Origin of the sequence: Amphibacillus jilinensis Y1, from assembly GCF_000306965.1 — a bacterium.
Lineage (GTDB): Bacteria > Bacillota > Bacilli > Bacillales > Amphibacillaceae > Amphibacillus_C > Amphibacillus_C jilinensis.
Genome location: NZ_JH976444.1, coordinates 32,598 through 50,123, shown reverse-complemented (window position 1 = coordinate 50,123; position 17,526 = coordinate 32,598). Strand labels below are relative to the sequence as shown.

General features: G+C 37.1%; 14 protein-coding genes, 1 tRNA gene and 1 pseudogene. 7 read left to right on the top strand and 9 right to left on the bottom strand.

The features are described 5' to 3' along the window. The first annotated feature begins 67 nt into the window (after positions 1 to 67). The 3 genes from B494_RS21220 (at position 68) to pdaA (ending at position 2,460) form a co-directional block, all read left to right on the top strand. Entirely contained in the window at positions 68 to 217 is a 150-nt protein-coding gene (locus tag B494_RS21220; protein WP_017473745.1) for an SE1561 family protein, read from the top strand. Positions 218 to 310: 93 nt separating this feature from the next. Next, a complete protein-coding gene (locus B494_RS0117840) occupies positions 311 to 1,615 on the top strand; it encodes a Na+/H+ antiporter NhaC family protein (RefSeq protein WP_017473744.1) in 1,305 nt (434 codons plus the stop codon). A 59-nt stretch (positions 1,616 to 1,674) separates the two neighbouring features. Further along, a complete protein-coding gene (gene pdaA / locus B494_RS0117835) occupies positions 1,675 to 2,460 on the top strand; it encodes a delta-lactam-biosynthetic de-N-acetylase (protein WP_017473743.1) in 786 nt (261 codons plus the stop codon). A 136-nt stretch (positions 2,461 to 2,596) separates the two neighbouring features. Here pdaA and B494_RS0117830 read toward each other — a convergent pair whose 3' ends face one another. The 3 genes from B494_RS0117830 to B494_RS0117820 form a co-directional block, all read right to left on the bottom strand. After that, a complete protein-coding gene (locus tag B494_RS0117830) occupies positions 2,597 to 4,690 on the bottom strand; it encodes an RNA degradosome polyphosphate kinase (RefSeq protein ID WP_017473742.1) in 2,094 nt (697 codons plus the stop codon). 27 nt (positions 4,691 to 4,717) lie between these two features. Continuing rightward, positions 4,718 to 6,241: a Ppx/GppA family phosphatase gene (locus B494_RS0117825; protein WP_026065321.1), complete on the bottom strand. Its 1,524-nt coding sequence runs from the start codon at positions 6,239 to 6,241 to the stop codon at positions 4,718 to 4,720. A 298-nt stretch (positions 6,242 to 6,539) separates the two neighbouring features. Further along, positions 6,540 to 7,853, bottom strand: coding sequence for a tetratricopeptide repeat protein (locus tag B494_RS0117820; RefSeq protein WP_017473740.1), 1,314 nt, complete (start codon positions 7,851 to 7,853; stop codon positions 6,540 to 6,542). Positions 7,854 to 8,058: 205 nt separating this feature from the next. Here B494_RS0117820 and B494_RS0117815 point away from each other — a divergent pair, with 205 nt between their 5' ends. Both B494_RS0117815 and B494_RS0117810 read left to right on the top strand, forming a co-directional pair. Beyond that, complete coding sequence (locus B494_RS0117815) at positions 8,059 to 10,173, top strand: ATP-dependent Clp protease ATP-binding subunit (RefSeq protein ID WP_017473739.1); 2,115 nt, start codon at positions 8,059 to 8,061, stop codon at positions 10,171 to 10,173. A gap of 459 nt (positions 10,174 to 10,632) precedes the next feature. Beyond that, positions 10,633 to 11,538 carry a dimethylarginine dimethylaminohydrolase family protein gene (locus tag B494_RS0117810; RefSeq protein ID WP_241211442.1) on the top strand — a complete coding sequence of 302 codons (906 nt, stop codon included), beginning with the start codon at positions 10,633 to 10,635 and terminating at the stop codon, positions 11,536 to 11,538. 140 nt (positions 11,539 to 11,678) lie between these two features. On the opposite strand, the gene B494_RS0117805 is transcribed toward B494_RS0117810, so the two are convergent. The 6 genes from B494_RS0117805 to abc-f all read right to left on the bottom strand — a co-directional run bounded on the left by B494_RS0117805 (position 11,679) and on the right by abc-f (position 16,462). Beyond that, positions 11,679 to 12,452: an ABC transporter permease gene (locus B494_RS0117805; RefSeq protein ID WP_017473737.1), complete on the bottom strand. Its 774-nt coding sequence runs from the start codon at positions 12,450 to 12,452 to the stop codon at positions 11,679 to 11,681. After that, positions 12,449 to 13,354, bottom strand: coding sequence for an ABC transporter ATP-binding protein (locus B494_RS0117800; RefSeq protein WP_017473736.1), 906 nt, complete (start codon positions 13,352 to 13,354; stop codon positions 12,449 to 12,451). Before B494_RS0117800 ends, B494_RS0117805 begins: the two co-directional genes overlap by 4 nt. Then, complete coding sequence (locus tag B494_RS0117795; protein ID WP_017473735.1) at positions 13,355 to 13,552, bottom strand: PLD nuclease N-terminal domain-containing protein; 198 nt, start codon at positions 13,550 to 13,552, stop codon at positions 13,355 to 13,357. 17 nt (positions 13,553 to 13,569) lie between these two features. Next, positions 13,570 to 14,205: an SdpI family protein gene (locus B494_RS0117790; protein WP_017473734.1), complete on the bottom strand. Its 636-nt coding sequence runs from the start codon at positions 14,203 to 14,205 to the stop codon at positions 13,570 to 13,572. Continuing rightward, complete coding sequence (locus B494_RS0117785; protein ID WP_017473733.1) at positions 14,198 to 14,473, bottom strand: autorepressor SdpR family transcription factor; 276 nt, start codon at positions 14,471 to 14,473, stop codon at positions 14,198 to 14,200. The genes B494_RS0117790 and B494_RS0117785 overlap by 8 nt, the downstream gene beginning before the upstream one ends. Positions 14,474 to 14,896: 423 nt before the next feature. Beyond that, positions 14,897 to 16,462 carry a ribosomal protection-like ABC-F family protein gene (gene abc-f, locus B494_RS0117780; protein ID WP_017473732.1) on the bottom strand — a complete coding sequence of 522 codons (1,566 nt, stop codon included), beginning with the start codon at positions 16,460 to 16,462 and terminating at the stop codon, positions 14,897 to 14,899. 427 nt (positions 16,463 to 16,889) lie between these two features. On the opposite strand from abc-f, the gene B494_RS0117775 reads away from it, so the two are divergent. After that, positions 16,890 to 16,965 (top strand) — tRNA-Ala (locus B494_RS0117775). A gap of 366 nt (positions 16,966 to 17,331) precedes the next feature. After that, positions 17,332 to 17,526: pseudogene (locus B494_RS21545) on the top strand (hypothetical protein); the annotation flags it as partial.

Below are 17,526 nucleotides of genomic sequence, written 5' to 3'. Positions count from 1 at the left end.
AGCGTTAGCTTCCATTTTGTGGTGTGGGTTTTACGGACGGTATCTTTAATAAAAAAGGAGTTACGATATGTGCCAAGATGTTAACATTGACCAATTGAAAAAACAATTACAAGCTTTCCTCAACCAACTGGATAAATTGGAACCAAGTCAGGCGTCAATAGAGGATGTTGATCGTTTAATCAAATTAATTGAAGAAATGGAACAAAAGTTAGCATAATTTTTTTCAATCAATCCTTTAAAAAGGGATTGATTTTTTTGCAATAATGCTTTACCATAGTAAAGCATTAAAGAAAAAGAGGGAGTCAATGTTATGGAATGGATTGTTATTATTTCAGTATTAAGTTTATTATTACTAAGTTTATTACGCGTACATGTGTTAATTGCACTACTAATTTCAAGTGTGATTGCAGGATTACTGGCAAACTTGTCGATAATTGAAGCGATACGTTTGGTCATTGATGGGATGGGAGAACAATCAAGTACGGCTTTAAGCTATATCATCTTAGGGGGATTCGCGGTTGCTATTTCCTATACCGGCATTACGACTATTCTTGTTCGTTATTTAATTAATTTTATGTCGGGGAAACGCGCGATTTTGGTATTATTCATTGCAGGGATTGCGTCATTGTCGCAAAACCTTGTTCCCGTTCATATTGCCTTTATTCCTTTATTAATTCCACCTTTACTTAAGTTATTTGATCAAATGAAATTAGATCGTCGGGCTGTAGCAACAGCATTGACTTTTGGACTGAAAGCACCTTATGTTACGATATCTGCTGGTTATGGTTTGCTTTTTCATCAAACGATTCAATCAGGGATGGCGTCAAATGGACTTGCTATCTCAATCGGCGATATAGCCAAATCATTGGCGTTACCTGGATTAGGGATGGTTTTCGGTTTATTATTTGCGGTATTTGTAAGCTATCGTAAGCCAATTGAAATCGAGCAAGAAGACAACGCTTCAGTTGAGGAGCAACAACAAAAGGCGTATCCACGCTTTAATCGCAAGCATGCACTAACACTAATCGCGATTTTAGCTGCACTTATTGTCCAGATATTAACGCAAACATTAGTTATTGGTGCATTAACCGGATTGATGCTAATGTTTATTTTGCTTATTGTTCCATTTCGTGAGGGTGATCGTGTGATGACCGAAGGAATAAAGATGATGGGCACAATTGCCTTTGTTATGCTTGTTGCCGCTGGATTTGGTCATTTGCTACAAGAAGTTGGCGCTATTACGGCATTTGTTGAAATGACAGAAACGATGCTAGGAACAAACCAGGCGTTAATTGCGATCGTGTTATTGTTGGTTGGCTTATTGATTACACTTGGTATGGGTTCTTCATTTGCTACTGTGCCAATTTTAGCAGCTTTATATGTTCCGATTGGTATTGCAGCTGGCTTCTCGTCAATTGCAATTGCTGCTTTGATTGGGACGTCTGCTGCATTAGGCGATGCAGGTTCACCGGCAAGTGATAGTACACTCGGTCCAACATCTGGCTTGAATGCAGATGGCAAGCATGATCACATTTGGGGGACATGTGTACCAACATTTATACATTTTAATATCCCACTTATTATTTTTGGTTGGTTAGCTGCATTAATTTTATAAAACAATTGTATAATTGATTCGATCTTTCGGTAAGCTAAAGAAAAAAGCAGGTGAAAGATTTGAAGAAGTGTGTACTTGTAACACTTATAATAACTGTTATGGCCTTCATGTTACCACAGTCAAGCTATGCTTATGGCTGGGGATTTAAAAAAGGGTATGATCATCAACCACCTGATGTTGGAAAATATGGTGATTTGCTAAAACAATATGGTGGCTATTATATTGATGATTCTGAAGAGAAGAATATTTATTTAACATTTGATAATGGTTATGAAGCAGGTTATACAGCAGGTATACTAGATGTGCTTCAAGAAGAACAAGTTCCTGCTACTTTCTTTGTCACTGGTCATTATGTGAGAAGTGAACCTGAACTGATTAAGCGGATGGTTGCAGAAGGTCACCTCCTTGGTAATCATTCTTATCATCACCCTGATTCTACTGGTTTGACTAAACCTAATTTTGAAAAAGAGTTGACGGATTTAGATCGTGCGGTAGAAAAAATAACGGGGATAGATAAGTTACAATACTTTAGACCACCAGGTGGTACATTTAATGAAGATACAATAAAGTGGGCAAGTGAGTTAGGGTATATCCATGTTTTCTGGTCGCTAGCATTCGTCGATTGGCATAGTGATCAAAAGAAAGGCTGGGAATCGGCCTATCAACAAGTTGAGAAACAGCTCCATCCGGGGGCAATTATTTTGTTGCACACCGTTTCAGAGGATAATGCAAAAGCTTTGGTACACATGATTAAAACTTTCCGCGAACAAGGTTACACGTTTAAATCTTTAGATGATTTAGTTATTCAAGATTACCTGCTTGAACCATTACACGATATTAGATAATAAGCGATAACATAGCAAAAAGCAGTCACACCACAAATAAATATTTATTAAAAAAGAAACCGAATGATAGGTGAAATAATCATTCGGTTTTAGCTTAGCTAGACCAGTTAAAAATGCACAGATGGCTTTATAAAAGTTATTCTTCATCATCCATTAGTTTATAGGCAAAATCAAATAATTTTAATTGGCTGTTAAGCTTATTTGTTTGATCTGCTGATGAAAGGTAGTGATAATAGCCATTGGCATCTTGTTCTCGTGTGTTTGTATTGTCAGTTAAAAATAACTGTAAAGCTGTTTTTAAACGTTCATGATGGTTTGGATCAAGTACTGGAAAGAGAAGTTCAATCCGTTTGACCATATTCCTTGTCATCATGTCAGCAGAAGACAACAAATAGCGCTCATCACCATTATTATGAAAATAGTAGATGCGACTGTGTTCTAGGAAACGTCCAACAATGCTAAGGACACGGATATTCTCACTAACACCAGGGATACCTGGTTTCAAACAACAAATGCCCCTAACGATTAAATCAATTTTCACCCCTGCTTGAGAAGCTTGATAAAATTTGATAATTAATGGTTTGTCTGTTAATGCGTTCATTTTTGCAATGATTCTGCCATTACCAAATTGATGTTGGTGCGCAATTTCGTCATCAATATAATTTAAGAAATCTTGACGAATCGAATAAGGTGACATGGATAAATAATGGAAAGTAGGTTTATTTGTATAACCGCTTAAAAAGTTGAAGAAATTTGTTGCGTCAATTGCGAGTTGACGACGGGCGGTCAGGATTGATAAATCAGTGTATAGTGAAGCGGTTTGATCGTTATAATTCCCTGTTCCTAAATGAACAAAACGTTCGATCCGATGATCCCCTCTCCGAACAATTAAGGTAATTTTACTATGTGTTTTTAATCCATTAATACCATAGATGACATGACAACCAGCTTTTTCGAGCATTTTTGCCCACTGAACATTATTTGCCTCGTCAAAGCGAGCCTTTAATTCAACGAGTACGGTCACTTGCTTTCCATTTTCCGCGGCTTGTTTTAAGCTTTCGAGGATAGGTGAGTCACCACTTACACGGTATAAGGTTTGTTTTATTGCTAACACATTTGGATCTTGTGCTGCTGTTTCAATAAGATCGACAATAACTTCAAATGATTCATATGGGTGGTGTAGCATGATGTCTTTAGCTTTCAATTGTTCAAAAATATCTTGTGCTGAATTGAATTCTCGAGCTGGCTGAGGGATCAGTGTTTGATAAGTTAACGCTTCGTAATCTGTTTTTAAATGCTGATAAAAGTCAAATAAAAAACTAAGATCTAATGGCTCATTTTGAAAGTATAGATCAGGTTCATCGATGTCTAAAACGTGTTGTAAGAAGTTGATCAGCTGGCGATCATGTTTTTCCCCCATTATTTCAAGCCGAACGGCAGCCCCCCACCGTCTTTTTTTGAGTTCCTTTTCAATTTCTTTTAAAAGATCTCTTGCGCCCTCTTCGTGAATATTCATATCTGCATTTCGAGTGATTCTAAAAATGGTCGTTGATTTAACTTGAAACCCATTAAATAACTTATCGAGAAAGTAAATAATGACATCTTCCAATAAAACATAAGTGTGCTTACCGATGACATGGATGAAGCGATCGAGCAATGCCGGGACTTGAACAATTGCTGTATTAACTTGATTATCATTTGTTTTACTTTTTAGAACAACGGCGATATTTAAAGATTTATTTGCTAACAAAGGAAATGGGCGATATGCGTCAATAGCTAATGGCGTTAAGACGGGAAAGATCATATTATCAAAAAATTTTGCTAACCACTTTTGTTGTTTAGTTGAGAGCTGTTCAATTTTACAAATCGTGATATCGTATTTAGTTAATTCCTGTCTGATCGATTGATAATAACCCTGTTGTTGGTTGACAAGTGGATGTACTTCTTCGTTAATTGCAGCTAACTGCTGCAAAGGAGTTAAGCCTGATTTATTGTCTTTACGATTAAACCCCGCTTGCACTTGGTCTTTTAAACCAGCTACCCTAACCATAAAAAACTCATCCAAATTTGCTGAAAAAATGGCCAGGAAGCGTAACCGTTCAAGAAGGGGATTACTATTATTGATTGCTTCTTCCAAAACACGTTTATTAAAACGAAGCCAACTAATTTCACGATTATTAAATAGTGTAGGATGGTTAAATGTATTTAATGAATGATTTAGGAACTCCACCTGATTCTCTCCTTATATGAACAATGGTTAAGTTTTAAAGTTAAGAACGATATCTTTTCCTAAGGCCTTCTCAATATGTTTCTTTTGTTTTTCACTTTGATACATTTCTGCGCTCACATTACTCTTACCATATAAGGTGAGCTTCATTTGTTTCCGTTTAATCTTCAAATCAAAATCTTTAATAACCTGTCGTTTCGTAGCGTCTAATGAATAGGTGAACTTTAATAATGCACCAAGCAATTGCAATTTTTTTTGCTCCTGTGTAGTTAACCAAGTTTTGAAAGGCTTAATAAATTGTTTGAAAACCATTTTATTTTTAAAAGAGGCGACTAGCGCAATTTTCAACTTGTCCTTATGCATTAAACCGTCAATCGTTCGGTTGGCAAGTAAATAAAAAGTATGCTGTGCGTTTGATTCAGCATCGATATATTCGCCTAAATTAAACACATAAGCCGCATGCGTTAATATCAACCAATCTTGTTTAGTAAGCATGTTTAAATGTTTTTCAACTAGCTTGTTGAACAATTTTCTTGTAAGAAATTGGACATGTAAAATTTGCTTCATATTTAAATCATAGTCGATGACTAACTCTTGTATACTGTCTTCAAGCACGTTGGGGAATAAATAATCTTTTTGCTCTGCTAACAATAATTGATAATTAATACCTTCACGTAACCCTTTTTGACTTAAAATAAAACCACTGGCCTGCACGATCTGATAGAGTAACAAAAATGTTTCAATAGCAGGGATAATAATATCTGCTCGATCCTTTGACAGTCCTTCAACCTTTTGGCGTTGCTCAAGTGAGAGGCTTTTCAAATGAGTTGCAATGCGATCAAGGTCTTCATCATACATTTGATATTGATGCAAACCTGCCATTGGATAAGCCTTATCATTTTGATCAATTTGAGCAACGTTACGTGCACTACCCCCAATTGCAATAAGGGGGACATGACGATCACCTAGCCAATCAAGGCGGCTAAGCTGTTTTCTCACAAATCCTTTAATGACTTGAGCATTTTCTTCATCGGTTCGGTCGTCGTTGTACAGTGATCTTAGTGTTAGTGTTCCGAATGGAAAGCTGTGTGCATGGATTAATTTTCGATCATTAAAATAAGTGATTTCCGTACTTCCTCCACCCATGTCAACAGTAATTCCTTCTTTTAATGAGGTAGAATTGACAACTGCTAAGAAGCCATAAAAAGCTTCTTCTTGATCAGTGAGAATACGCATATCCCAATCTAATTCGGCTTTTACCTTATTTATTAGTGCTTTCTTATTATTTGCTTGACGAATCGTTGCCGTAGCAACACAAGCAAAATGCTCTAAGGGATATATACTTAATACCTCGCGAAAGTCTTTTAAGGTATTAATCAAGATCTTTGTTCCTTCTTCGGTTAAATTCAATTCTGTATCAAGATGATTGCGCAGTCGTGCGACAGCTTTAACGTTCTCAACTTTACGAAAACGCCCTGTTTCTTCTTGGAGATAGATAACCAGCCGCATGGTGTTTGAACCAATATCGATAATCGCATTAAAGCGTTTGTTCATAGCAGTCACATTAACACCTCAATTTTTTTGGATTTAGCACAGATAACCGTTCGTAAAACGCCCGCCACAAAATAGAAGCAATCGCTCATCTATCTAAGGTAAGTTACTTGTCGATTCCACAATCAATTTGTGGGAGTAGCACCCAAACACGTACTGATTGAAGGTTGGTTTTATTGAGAGCGTCTCTGTTGATGAATAATAATCATAACAGGTGCTAGTAACATTTATGATCTGATGCTCCACTTAGTCAGTAGGTGGAAGTTATGACATAGGTGCACACACCTTGAAGTGACAATGGCTAGCTGGAGTATTTGTTTTGCTGAATAAACTGCTGTTGGTATGCTTCAGCTTCTTCATTCTGACCATTCTGCTTTAGTAGTGTGATCAACTTTTTTAATGTCAATTCATGATTAGGATTAAATTCGATTACCCATTTATAGCAACTGATGGCATGGTCCAGATCGTTAAACATTTTATATAGATCACCAAGCTGATCTTGCTTGTCAGGGTTTTCTTCAAGTTGTTTAATTTGTTCTAATGCGGACTGAAAGGAAAAAGTATGCTTGAAATTCTCCAACCATGCGAGCACTTCATGAATTGAAGTATGCTTTAAAATAATTTCAATCATTGGACGAATCGCTTGTTCTTGCTTATTGATTGGAAAATCTTTAATCACTTCTTGTAATGGATATTTATTATTAAATACTTCCATAATAAGCTCTTCTGAGGCGTTTTCCATATGTTTAATGAATAAGGGTTGATAAAGATCATGTGGAAAGGAATCATTGAAAACAATTTTAAAAAATTGCTTTGTATTGGCATGAGTTAAAAGGACATCTGTAAAGGACCTATACTTTATTAGCGCAGGCTTCTGTTTAAATAATTGAAATGTTGTGTTAGCTTGTACTTCTTTGGGATAAGAAGATAAAAAGTTTTGAAAGACATTCCAATCCGTTAATGAAAAACGGTTCAGTAATCGATAAGTGACTAAAATAGATAAATCGACGGAGCGTTCATGATGTGTAAAGATATCATACAAACGTTGGGGATCTAAAGGTGTGTAATAAAAATACTCTTTATATGTTGATTGATAGCCCTGGAAGGTCATTGAAGCGAGCATTTCTTTAGCAAATTGATTGTTTGGATCATAGTGTTTTAATACAGAGAGAACATTATAGGCTTTTTGTATATTTCCTTTGCGTCGATAGTCTCGAAAGCAATCAATAAAAGCATTGATCAGTTCATCTTTTGTTATAAATTGATCAAAATAAGTGAGCGTAATTACTTGTTCAAGGTTCGGTTGGCGTTGCTTGAATTTATTAATCGTCTGCGTCATACGTGTACACATAAAAACGTGGTCGTTGACTAATTTGTAGATTGCTGGATGGGCTCCTTTAATGACTAGGCCGTTGCTAAAGGCTTTCTTAATAAAACCATCATCTTTTAAATGGTTGATTTTAGCTGTATTTATATAACGATCTTTGTGGAAGATGAGATAATAATCAGCTCCAGATCGTCCCTTTGCATGAATTATTTTACATCTTTGATATAATGTAAGCTTTTTAATGGTTAGTACAGCTTGTTTCTTTTGGCTTTGAATGGTACATTTCATCTTCAACGCCTCCTTTTAGTTAACTCTATCATAACACACATTGCCATCAACGTGATGTATTGATGCAAGCTTTCAGAGATATTTTCTCATAGATAATAGACGCGAATGTCCTGATTAAAGGTTGTTTTATGCAAAATGCTTGAAAGTCAAAAAAGGTCAGAGTATACTAAGGTCAAAGATAGTCAAACTAAAGGAGGAAAGTAAAATGAATTGTCAAAAATGCCAAACACGCCCTGCCACTGTCAATGTAACACTTCGAATCAATCAACATACAGAAAACTTACAAGTGTGTGAAACATGCTTCACTGAATTAAGACAACAATCGATGAACCCTTCAGGCTTTTTTGGCAGCCAAGGTGATCATACAGGACACGAGCCAAACTTTGCTGCCTTTCAAGGGCAGCATAATCAAACGGAAGCAAACAAAGGTAGAGGAGGTTTACTTGATCAACTAGGTCGTAACTTAACAGATGTCGCTAAAGCTGGCTTAATCGATCCCGTTATTGGTCGTGATCAAGAAGTTAAGCGTGTCATTGAGACACTTAACCGTCGCAATAAAAATAATCCTGTTCTTATAGGAGAACCAGGCGTTGGGAAAACCGCGATTGCAGAAGGCCTTGCTGTCAAAATCATTGAAGGAACAGTGCCAAATAAATTAGCTAACAAAGAAGTATACATGCTTGATGTGGCTTCACTAGTAGCAAATACAGGCGTGCGAGGGCAATTCGAAGAGCGGATGAAGCAGCTTGTTAATGAGCTTCAACAGCGTCATCATGTGATATTGTTTGTTGATGAAATTCATTTGCTTGTAGGTGCAGGCACGGCGGAAAGTTCACAAATGGATGCAGGCAATATACTAAAACCTGCACTTGCTCGTGGTGAACTCCAATTGATCGGTGCGACAACGCTAAAAGAATATCGACAAATTGAAAAAGATGCCGCTCTAGAACGTCGTTTTCAACCGATCATGGTTAATGAACCGAGTGTTGAAGAAGCGATTCAAATTTTACAAGGGATAAAAGATCGCTACCAGCAATATCATCATGTTCGTTATTCAGATGCTGTTATTGAACAAGCTGTTGTATTATCAAAACGCTATATTCAAGATCGTTTTTTACCAGATAAGGCGATTGATCTTATTGACGAAGCAGGTTCACGTTTGAACTTAGTCCATGCAGAGTCAGATAAGACGATGATTGAAGAACGTCTGGCTGACATTGCTAAAGAAAAAGCAGCAGCTGCTGAAAAAGAAGATTATGAACAAGCTGCTCATTTACGTCATCAGGAATTAAAACTTGAGAAACAATTAGCACAAGCGGAGGATACACCATCTGCAGATGTAGCTATTGAAGATATTCAAACGATTATAGAAGAAAAAACTGGCGTACCCGTAAAAAAAATGCAAGCTGATGAGCAAACGAAAATGAAAAACCTTAAAAAACAATTAGCTGCTAAAGTCATTGGTCAGGATCATGCTGTAGATAAAGTAGCTAAAGCGATCCGCCGTAGTCGAGCAGGTTTGAAGTCAGCACATCGTCCAATTGGTTCGTTCTTATTTGTTGGTCCGACTGGTGTAGGAAAAACAGAATTGACAAAAGTATTAGCAGAAGAGTTATTTGGAACGAAAGAAGCATTGATTCGCTTAGACATGAGCGAATATATGGAAAAACATGCCGTTTCAAAAATTATTGGTTCGCCACCAGGTTATGTTGGTCATGAACAAGCTGGTCAGCTTACCGAAAAAGTGCGCCGTAAACCGTATAGTTTGATCTTGTTAGATGAGATCGAAAAGGCGCACCCAGATGTCCAACATATGTTCCTGCAAATTATGGAAGACGGTCATCTAACAGATAGTCATGGTCGTACAGTAAGTTTTAAAGACACCGTGATTATTATGACAAGCAATGCCGGCTCAACGATAAAAGAGAACCCTGTTGGTTTTACTAAAGATAATCATGAAGCTGTTTTAACGTTTGAGCATTTACGTGATTTCTACAAGCCAGAGTTTTTAAATCGGTTTGATGCGATCATTACCTTTAATCAATTGGCGTCAGATCATTTGATTCGGATTGTAGACTTGATGCTAGAAGAGCTTTCTAACCAGCTTCAAGCACAAGGTTATCAATTAAAGGTTACCACTCAGGCTAAACAATACCTTGCTGAACAGGGGTATGATCCACAATTTGGGGCGCGTCCATTGCGCCGGGTCATCCAAGAGACGGTTGAGGATGGTATAACAGATCTCTTACTAGATGAAACAGACATACAAAGCATATCTGTTGATGTAAAAGATAATCAGATTCTTGTGACAAAAGAATAATTGAACGTTTCCAAAAAAGTTAGTGTAAAAGCTAACTTTTTTGTTTTGTATGCAAGCCTACCCATTTTATCATAGATAACCGTCCGTAAACCCCTCTTCAAACTAGATGAGCGATCACCTGTTTGAACGGGAACAGATAACCGTCTGTGAAACAAACGCTTTGAAAGTTCGTTTTATTATTCTGCTAAACAAGTCATTCACTAAATAGATTAATGCTGGATAGCTTTTTGCACCCGTATGAATCTGATCTTTCTGGTAAAGATTAATGATTAACAAACAGCCGTTATAAGGAAACCAAATCATTAAGTTGAAAAAATTTTAACAAAAATAAAATTGAATATATATTCAATTAAATGTAGTTAAAATAGTGTAAACCGTATAAATCAGTTAATTATGTGAATAATCATGAGATATTCGTTTTTAGTCCGATTTACTATCTCGTTTAAATGGGGTAGATTTGTGAAAAACTCTGTTATACTGGATAAAAAGGTCAGAAGGGGAGAGCGCGATATGCTCGTTAAGCGAGAAATTACTTGTCACACAGAATATGTTCGATTAAAACAAGTCATCGTATCATCACCGCGTTATATGAGGATTGAAAAAGTAATTAATGAGACACAGAAACGTTACAAAAAGCAAAATATTAATATTGATTTAGCTTTAAAACAACATCAATATTTTGTTGAAGTTATGAAAAATCATGGTGTTAAAGTTATTGAAATAACACCTGATCCAGCTTTGAATGAACAGGTATTTACTAGAGACATTGGCTTTGCAATTGGAGAGCATGTGTTTATAGCGAAAATGGCTAGTCATATACGAATTGAAGAAACAGGTCATTTAAAAGCTTTTTTAGCAGAAGAAGAGCTCCCTTATCATGAGGTGTTAATCGACTCGATTGAAGGTGGCGATGTCTTAATTGATGATAAGAAAATTTGGATTGGCGTTAGTGACCGAACAACTGAAGCGGCTATTCAAGGATTAAGGACTCAATTACCTCAGTATCAAATTGAATCGGTTACGTTAAAGGAAGATATTTTACACTTAGATTGTACGTTTAATATTGTCGCACCTGATCTCGCTTTAGTGTACAAAGATGGGATGGTGAAAGATGATTACAATAAACTTAAAGCAAATTATCAGTTGATCCATGTATCAGCAGAGGAACAATTTACATTAGGTACGAATGTCTTATCAATTGGCGATAAGAAGGTGATCAGCTTACCAGAGAACACACAGGTTAACCAAGCTTTAGTGGGGAGAGGCTATGAGGTGATCGAAGTGCCTTTCGATGAAATTATTAAATCAGGCGGTTCTTATCGATGTTGTACACTACCAATTGTTCGCTCTCATCATGCACAATAATAGGGAGCGGAAACGATTCATGAAAAGCAGTGATTGGGTCTTGACTCGTAAACAAACGCATTCACTAAGTGTTAGCGAACGCGTTTGCTTGTTAACCTAATTATTTTACTTAACTTAAACTTGGTAAAAGCGCCTGTAAACTAATGGGTGCTTTTTCTAAACGTTGCAAAAGAACAAAAGAGTAGCAAACCATTTAAAAGTGCTAAAATAATGGCGGTTGCCCAAAGCTCCTGAGATAATCTGCCCTCATTAAGCATTTGTCCAATATGTGTACTAAGGTTATTAGGAAACCAAGGCAGACGATGGAAAAGGATGCTATTGACAAGTGCCATCATTACTAACGTTCCAACTGTCTTTGCTGCTACGAGACCAGGTTTATTAGAAAAACTATTATAAAAAATAGTAAGTGAGACGACAAAACCAATCCATAAACTATAAAACACCACCATATAAAACCAATCCGTAAAGGTTATCGTATCGAATAATAAGTTAATATAATACCAACTGGAAAGCATGGCGATGATAAAGGATGACAGAAAAAGGATTAATTTAGCTAACCATTTTGCTGTTATATAAAGAGAATGATTAACGGGTTTGACGAGTATTAATTCGGCGACGCCACTTTTTCTTTCACCCGAGATCGTTCCCATCGTTAACAAAATGATAATAAGTACACCAAACATGCTCATTTGCGAGAGGCTCATCATCATTGCGTCCGCTGCTGTAACATCAGGCATTTCAAAAATCGTTCCTTCAGGTAGGCCACCGACAGCGTCTAATAAAGTAGGCATATAATAAGTCGTTAATGGATCCATAATTGCTAGTAGGATAAAGACAATCGGCACCCAAAACCAACTGAATTGGCGCCAAGATTCAAGGCACTCTTTTTTTAATAGCGTAACAAATACACTCACTTATCAATCACCTCCATAAACATATCTTCTAAAGTCATTTTCCCGATTGAAAAAAGGCTTAAAGGCCAATGCTGCTCAATCGCTAATTCTAATATTGCTTGTCTAGCTATTTCAGTGTTTTCAACAAGACAAGTTACCCCTTCTTGATGTGGTGTTACTTCAAGAACGCTAGGTAATTTATCTAATTTCGGAATTTCTACGTGATCAAACGGTTTGAAATGAAGCTCTATTTTTCTTGTTTGGTATTTTTCGCGCAAGTGACTTAAAAGACCCTGTTCAATAATTTTCCCTTTGTGCATGAGGATGATTTCATCACTGATTGCTTCAGCATCATTTAAAATATGGGTAGAAAAAAGAATCGTGATTTCATCTTTTAAATCTGCTAAAAGGCTTAATATTTCGCGTCTTCCAATCGGATCAAGCGAAGATACAGGTTCATCAAGCATAATAAGTTTTGGCTTGTGGATTAAAGCTTGAGCAATTCCGAGTCGTTGTTTCATCCCGCCCGAGTACTTTCCAATTCGTTTATTTTTTTGCTCGGCAATCCCAACCCGTTCTAACAGTTGATCAGCGCGTTTGGTTGCTTGTTCTTTTGATAAATGACCAAGTTCTCCGACGTAAATAAGAAACTCCCTTCCCGACATCCAATTGTGAAAGACAGGATATTGTGGCAAATAACCAATAAACGCTCGTATATCTTTGCCTTGAGCGAATGCATTGAATGAAATCGAGCCGGAGCTTGGTTTTAATAAGCCCGATAACATACGTAAAGTCGTTGTTTTTCCGGCCCCATTAGCACCAAGCAGGGCAATGCAATTCCCAGGGGTTAAGCTGAAACTGATTTGGTCAACAGCTCGGTGCTGGTCAAATGTCTTCGTTAACTGTTTCACTTGTAATGGCATTTAGCGATCTCTCCTTCCAATAATAAAGAATAAGATGGGGCCAATCATGTTGGCAAATAGAATAATTAACAGCCACACCCATTTTTCACCTTTTGTTTCTTCAGTTCGATACCAAACAATTAATGCGGCAATTGTTAAAATGAATTGTAAAAGGATGAGTGGCCATAATAGTTTAATCAGCTCTAAAGCTTGATCCATCTCCTCACCTCCTAAGATTAATGCTGACTTTTCTTGTGAATTAGATAAGAATAAGCAATCGGTGTAATAAAAATGATGACAAGCACAACCACAAATACAGGTATAATTATCGACTCTTCAAGAAAAGGTAAGATAACAAAAATAATACCAGCTATAATAAATATTTTTGCTGTTAAACGATGTGTTTTGCGCCAAACTGCTTCATTATCTAAAGTCCATGGTGTTCGAATCCCCAAAAACCAATTTGTCTTGAGTGTTTGCATATAGTTACCAAAAATGATAAAAAACAATCCAACTAAAACGGGGACTAATATATGAATATTAAAGTCATAACCTGCTCCAGTTAATACAACAAAGACGTTGATTATGAAGAAAAGCACCACCATACCATACATTGTCGCATAATAAGCTTTCGAGAATTGTCGATAATTTTTCTTTTTAGGATCAATTTTCGGAATAAAATACAAGATCAAGTACATGAAGACCATGTTACCTATATTAAATAAAAGAGCAATGAGTTTAGGAGCCGTCCAATTAACAGATCCGTCTGCTCCCCATTGCATTGGCATGTCTTCAGGCAACTGATGATAAAATACAAGCCAGAAGAGAATGGCGAGCCCCATTAATAATAAAGGGAATCGATGTTTATTCATTTTCACTTTCTCCTTTCTTAATAAAATCCATTGCCCAACCTACTAATTCTTGAAAGACCGTCGTATTTAAGGTGTAATATACAAACTGTCCTTTTTTGTTATCAAAAACGAGCTGAGCTTGTCGTAAAATCTTCAGATGCTGGGAAATACTTGGCTTCGACATATTAAAGTGTTCTGAAATTTCACCAGCTGTAAGGTCGCGATCTTTTAATAAATCTAAGATTTGTCTTCGCGTAGGGTCTGATAAAGCCTTAAATGCTTCCTTCATCACATTTCCCCCTTCGTTATTTAAGTGATTAAGTATTTACTTAAATATTAAACTACAGATTTCATATTGTCAACTATATTTTTTGAAAAATTTAGGTCATTACAGTTCGCCCACGGTAAAAGGCCCGCCACAGAATAGAGAGTAGAGTAATCTTTTTAGGCGGGAGCTAACACTCTTGTGCCACTCAGTTATCAATCAGTGGGTGAGTAAGATCGTAGACTAAAACCGCCACGTCCTTTAAAAGGATTACAGACTAAAACCGCCACGTCCTGTGGCAACGTCTGCATGACCTACATCCTGTAGCCCTCCGCCGACTGATTGAACGTTTGTTTTATAGATAAGTGTCGTAGCGGCCTTCTGTATGAAGATGCTGAAACAAAGAAACTGATCAGGAGTATTGGTGCGTAACCTGATCAGCTTCTACTATTTGTTTAATCGTTGCTGTTTTTGTTTTAACAAAGCCTGAAATTCTTGTTCAAGCTTGTCGCTTGGATTTAAGCTAAGTCTACTCAACACTTCAGAAAGGCGGGTTTCTATTACCATTAAATCAGTTGCTTGTTGGTCATGCTGATGATCGGGTCCATTAAATTGTCGATATGTCCCGGGAAATAATTTTAATGTTTGCTTCTCGATCACGATTAATTTTGTTGCTAATCTTTCAATAAACCATTGATCGTGTGAGACGAACAGCAAAGTACCAGGGAAGTCTGCTAGTAGTGTTTCGAGCGCTTCGACAGCTTCTAAGTCTAAAAAGTTAGTCGGTTCATCTAAAATTAATGTGTTTATATCACTCACCATTAATTGCGCTAACACCACTTTTACACGTTCACCACCACTTAACACACCTACGGATTTATTCACATCGTCTTCAAAAAAATGCAAACGGGCGAGTAAAGTGCGAATTAACGTTTCTGATTGAATCGCTCCTTTACTAACATTCGTTAAAATAGATGCGTTCAGATCAAGTGTGTTTAATTTTTGATGAAAATAACCAATTTTTATTGCTGGTGAGTTTTCTACACCAGGAACTTGATCGATAATCATATGAATTAATGTGGTTTTGCCGACACCATTGGCACCGATTATCGCCACATGATCGCCACCTTTAATTTGAAAGCTGGCAGGCTGCCACAGCATTTTATTTTCGATCTGACCCGCCAAATCGGTTACCCGAATGATCGGTCGTTGGTGTATGCTTTTGGCATCAGGTATATCCATTTTGATCGCTCGTGTTTGATAAGGTTTATCGACTTTTTCAAGTTGGGCGAGCCGTGTTTCTAATGCCTTCTTCGTCTGGTGTAATTTTTTTTGTTTTTTAGCAAAGTAAGGTTTGGCACCAGTTATTTTTGCTTCTGAACGGCTTAGTTGTTTCGGTTTTTTTGTTGCGCGTTCTGCTTTTTGTTGTTTTAGCATCTGCGCCCGTTCTAATTGTTTCTTCTTTTCTACATAGTGTTGATAGGAAGCTTCTTGCTCAGCTGCTTTTTGCTCTTTTCGTTTGCGATAATTGCTGTAATTTCCAGCATAGACATTTATCTTCTGCTGATCAATTTCCCAAATTTCATCACACAGTGCATCTAATAAAGCGCGATCGTGAGCGACAAGAACAAGAGCTCCTTGCCACCGCTTTAATTGTATCGTTAATTTTTCAATATGTTGGCGATCAAGGTTCGTTGAGGGTTCATCAGCTAGTAAAACGTCCGTTTTTTTGGCTAGCGCATCGTTAATATAGCGTTGAGTCACTTCACCACCACTTTCAGTTGTAGCGGTGGTTTTTAGCTGTGGTAAAAGTTGAACAAAACCAAATCGCTTAATTTCTCCTTGACTTAACGCTGTCTGTCCAGCGATTAATGCTAACAATGTGGATTTCCCAGCACCATTATTGCCAACTAATCCGATCCGAGCATGCTTTTTAATTTGAAGATACTCGATTTCGAACAAGGGTTTACCGTCCGTTTCTTGTTTAATATTTACTAATTCAATAACAGCCATGTTTATCACTCCGCTCCTTCCTGATTGGAAGCATAAAAAAGCCTCCTATTCTGCAAAGAGAATAGGAGACATAGCTATACACGTATTGAGGGTCTGACGAGCGCTCAACACTCTTGTGTAAATGTTCTGCCGATATCATCCTATTCTCCAGTTTAAATTAAGGCATAAGAAAGATGCTTACCAAGGCGCTTCACTTTCTCTTCTTAATTTAAAATCATATGAGTTGATAGGATTAGTACTTCATCGGCCTAACATTCACCTCTTCCGTTATATGTTAATTCAAGTTTAACGAAGCGAGGGCACATTTGTCAATAAAAATAGTGTTTTATCACAGATAACCGTCCGTAAAATGCCCACTGGTTGAAGTTCGTTTTATAGTTGCGAAATCGAGCAGGTTTGGCTATAATAATTTAGGACACATAATTCTGGGGCATTAGCTCAGCTGGGAGAGCGCTACACTGGCAGTGTAGAGGTCAGCGGTTCGATCCCGCTATGCTCCACCATACATAACCATTGTTGCATCAACACTTTAAGCTAATTTCCTTAAAGTGTTTTTATTTGTAAAAAAACAAAATACCGACATTTTGCTGATAAATAGGTGTTACGTAACGTTATTTAATCATCTTTTTTGTTATTAAATATGACGTCGTCTAATTTTTTTGTGGCTAATTCTGATGCTGTAGAATACTTTAGCATCGGATAAGGAAGTTATTTCACACCAACAAGCTTATGAAAACTTAATTGTTGCTAAATATCGGATTTTCAAGTTAGCCTTTACACGGGTAAAACATAAAGGCTTGTTAAGTAATTATATAAGCCGTCCTCTCCCAATTAATTTAGAATAGATTAAGGTATAAGGAGGTGATAAGGTGAGAAAAGGAAAAGGCAGTAAAAAAAGTTCGTGTTGTTATAAAGAAGTTATCTGCTATCCAACTGGAAGAAAACTTTGTCCACCTCAAAAGAGGCCGGAACCTAAGCCAGCTAAAATAATCAGAACAATACCAGGTCCCACAGGTCCAGCAGGTGTAACAGGGGCGACGGGTCCCACAGGTCCAGCGGGTGTA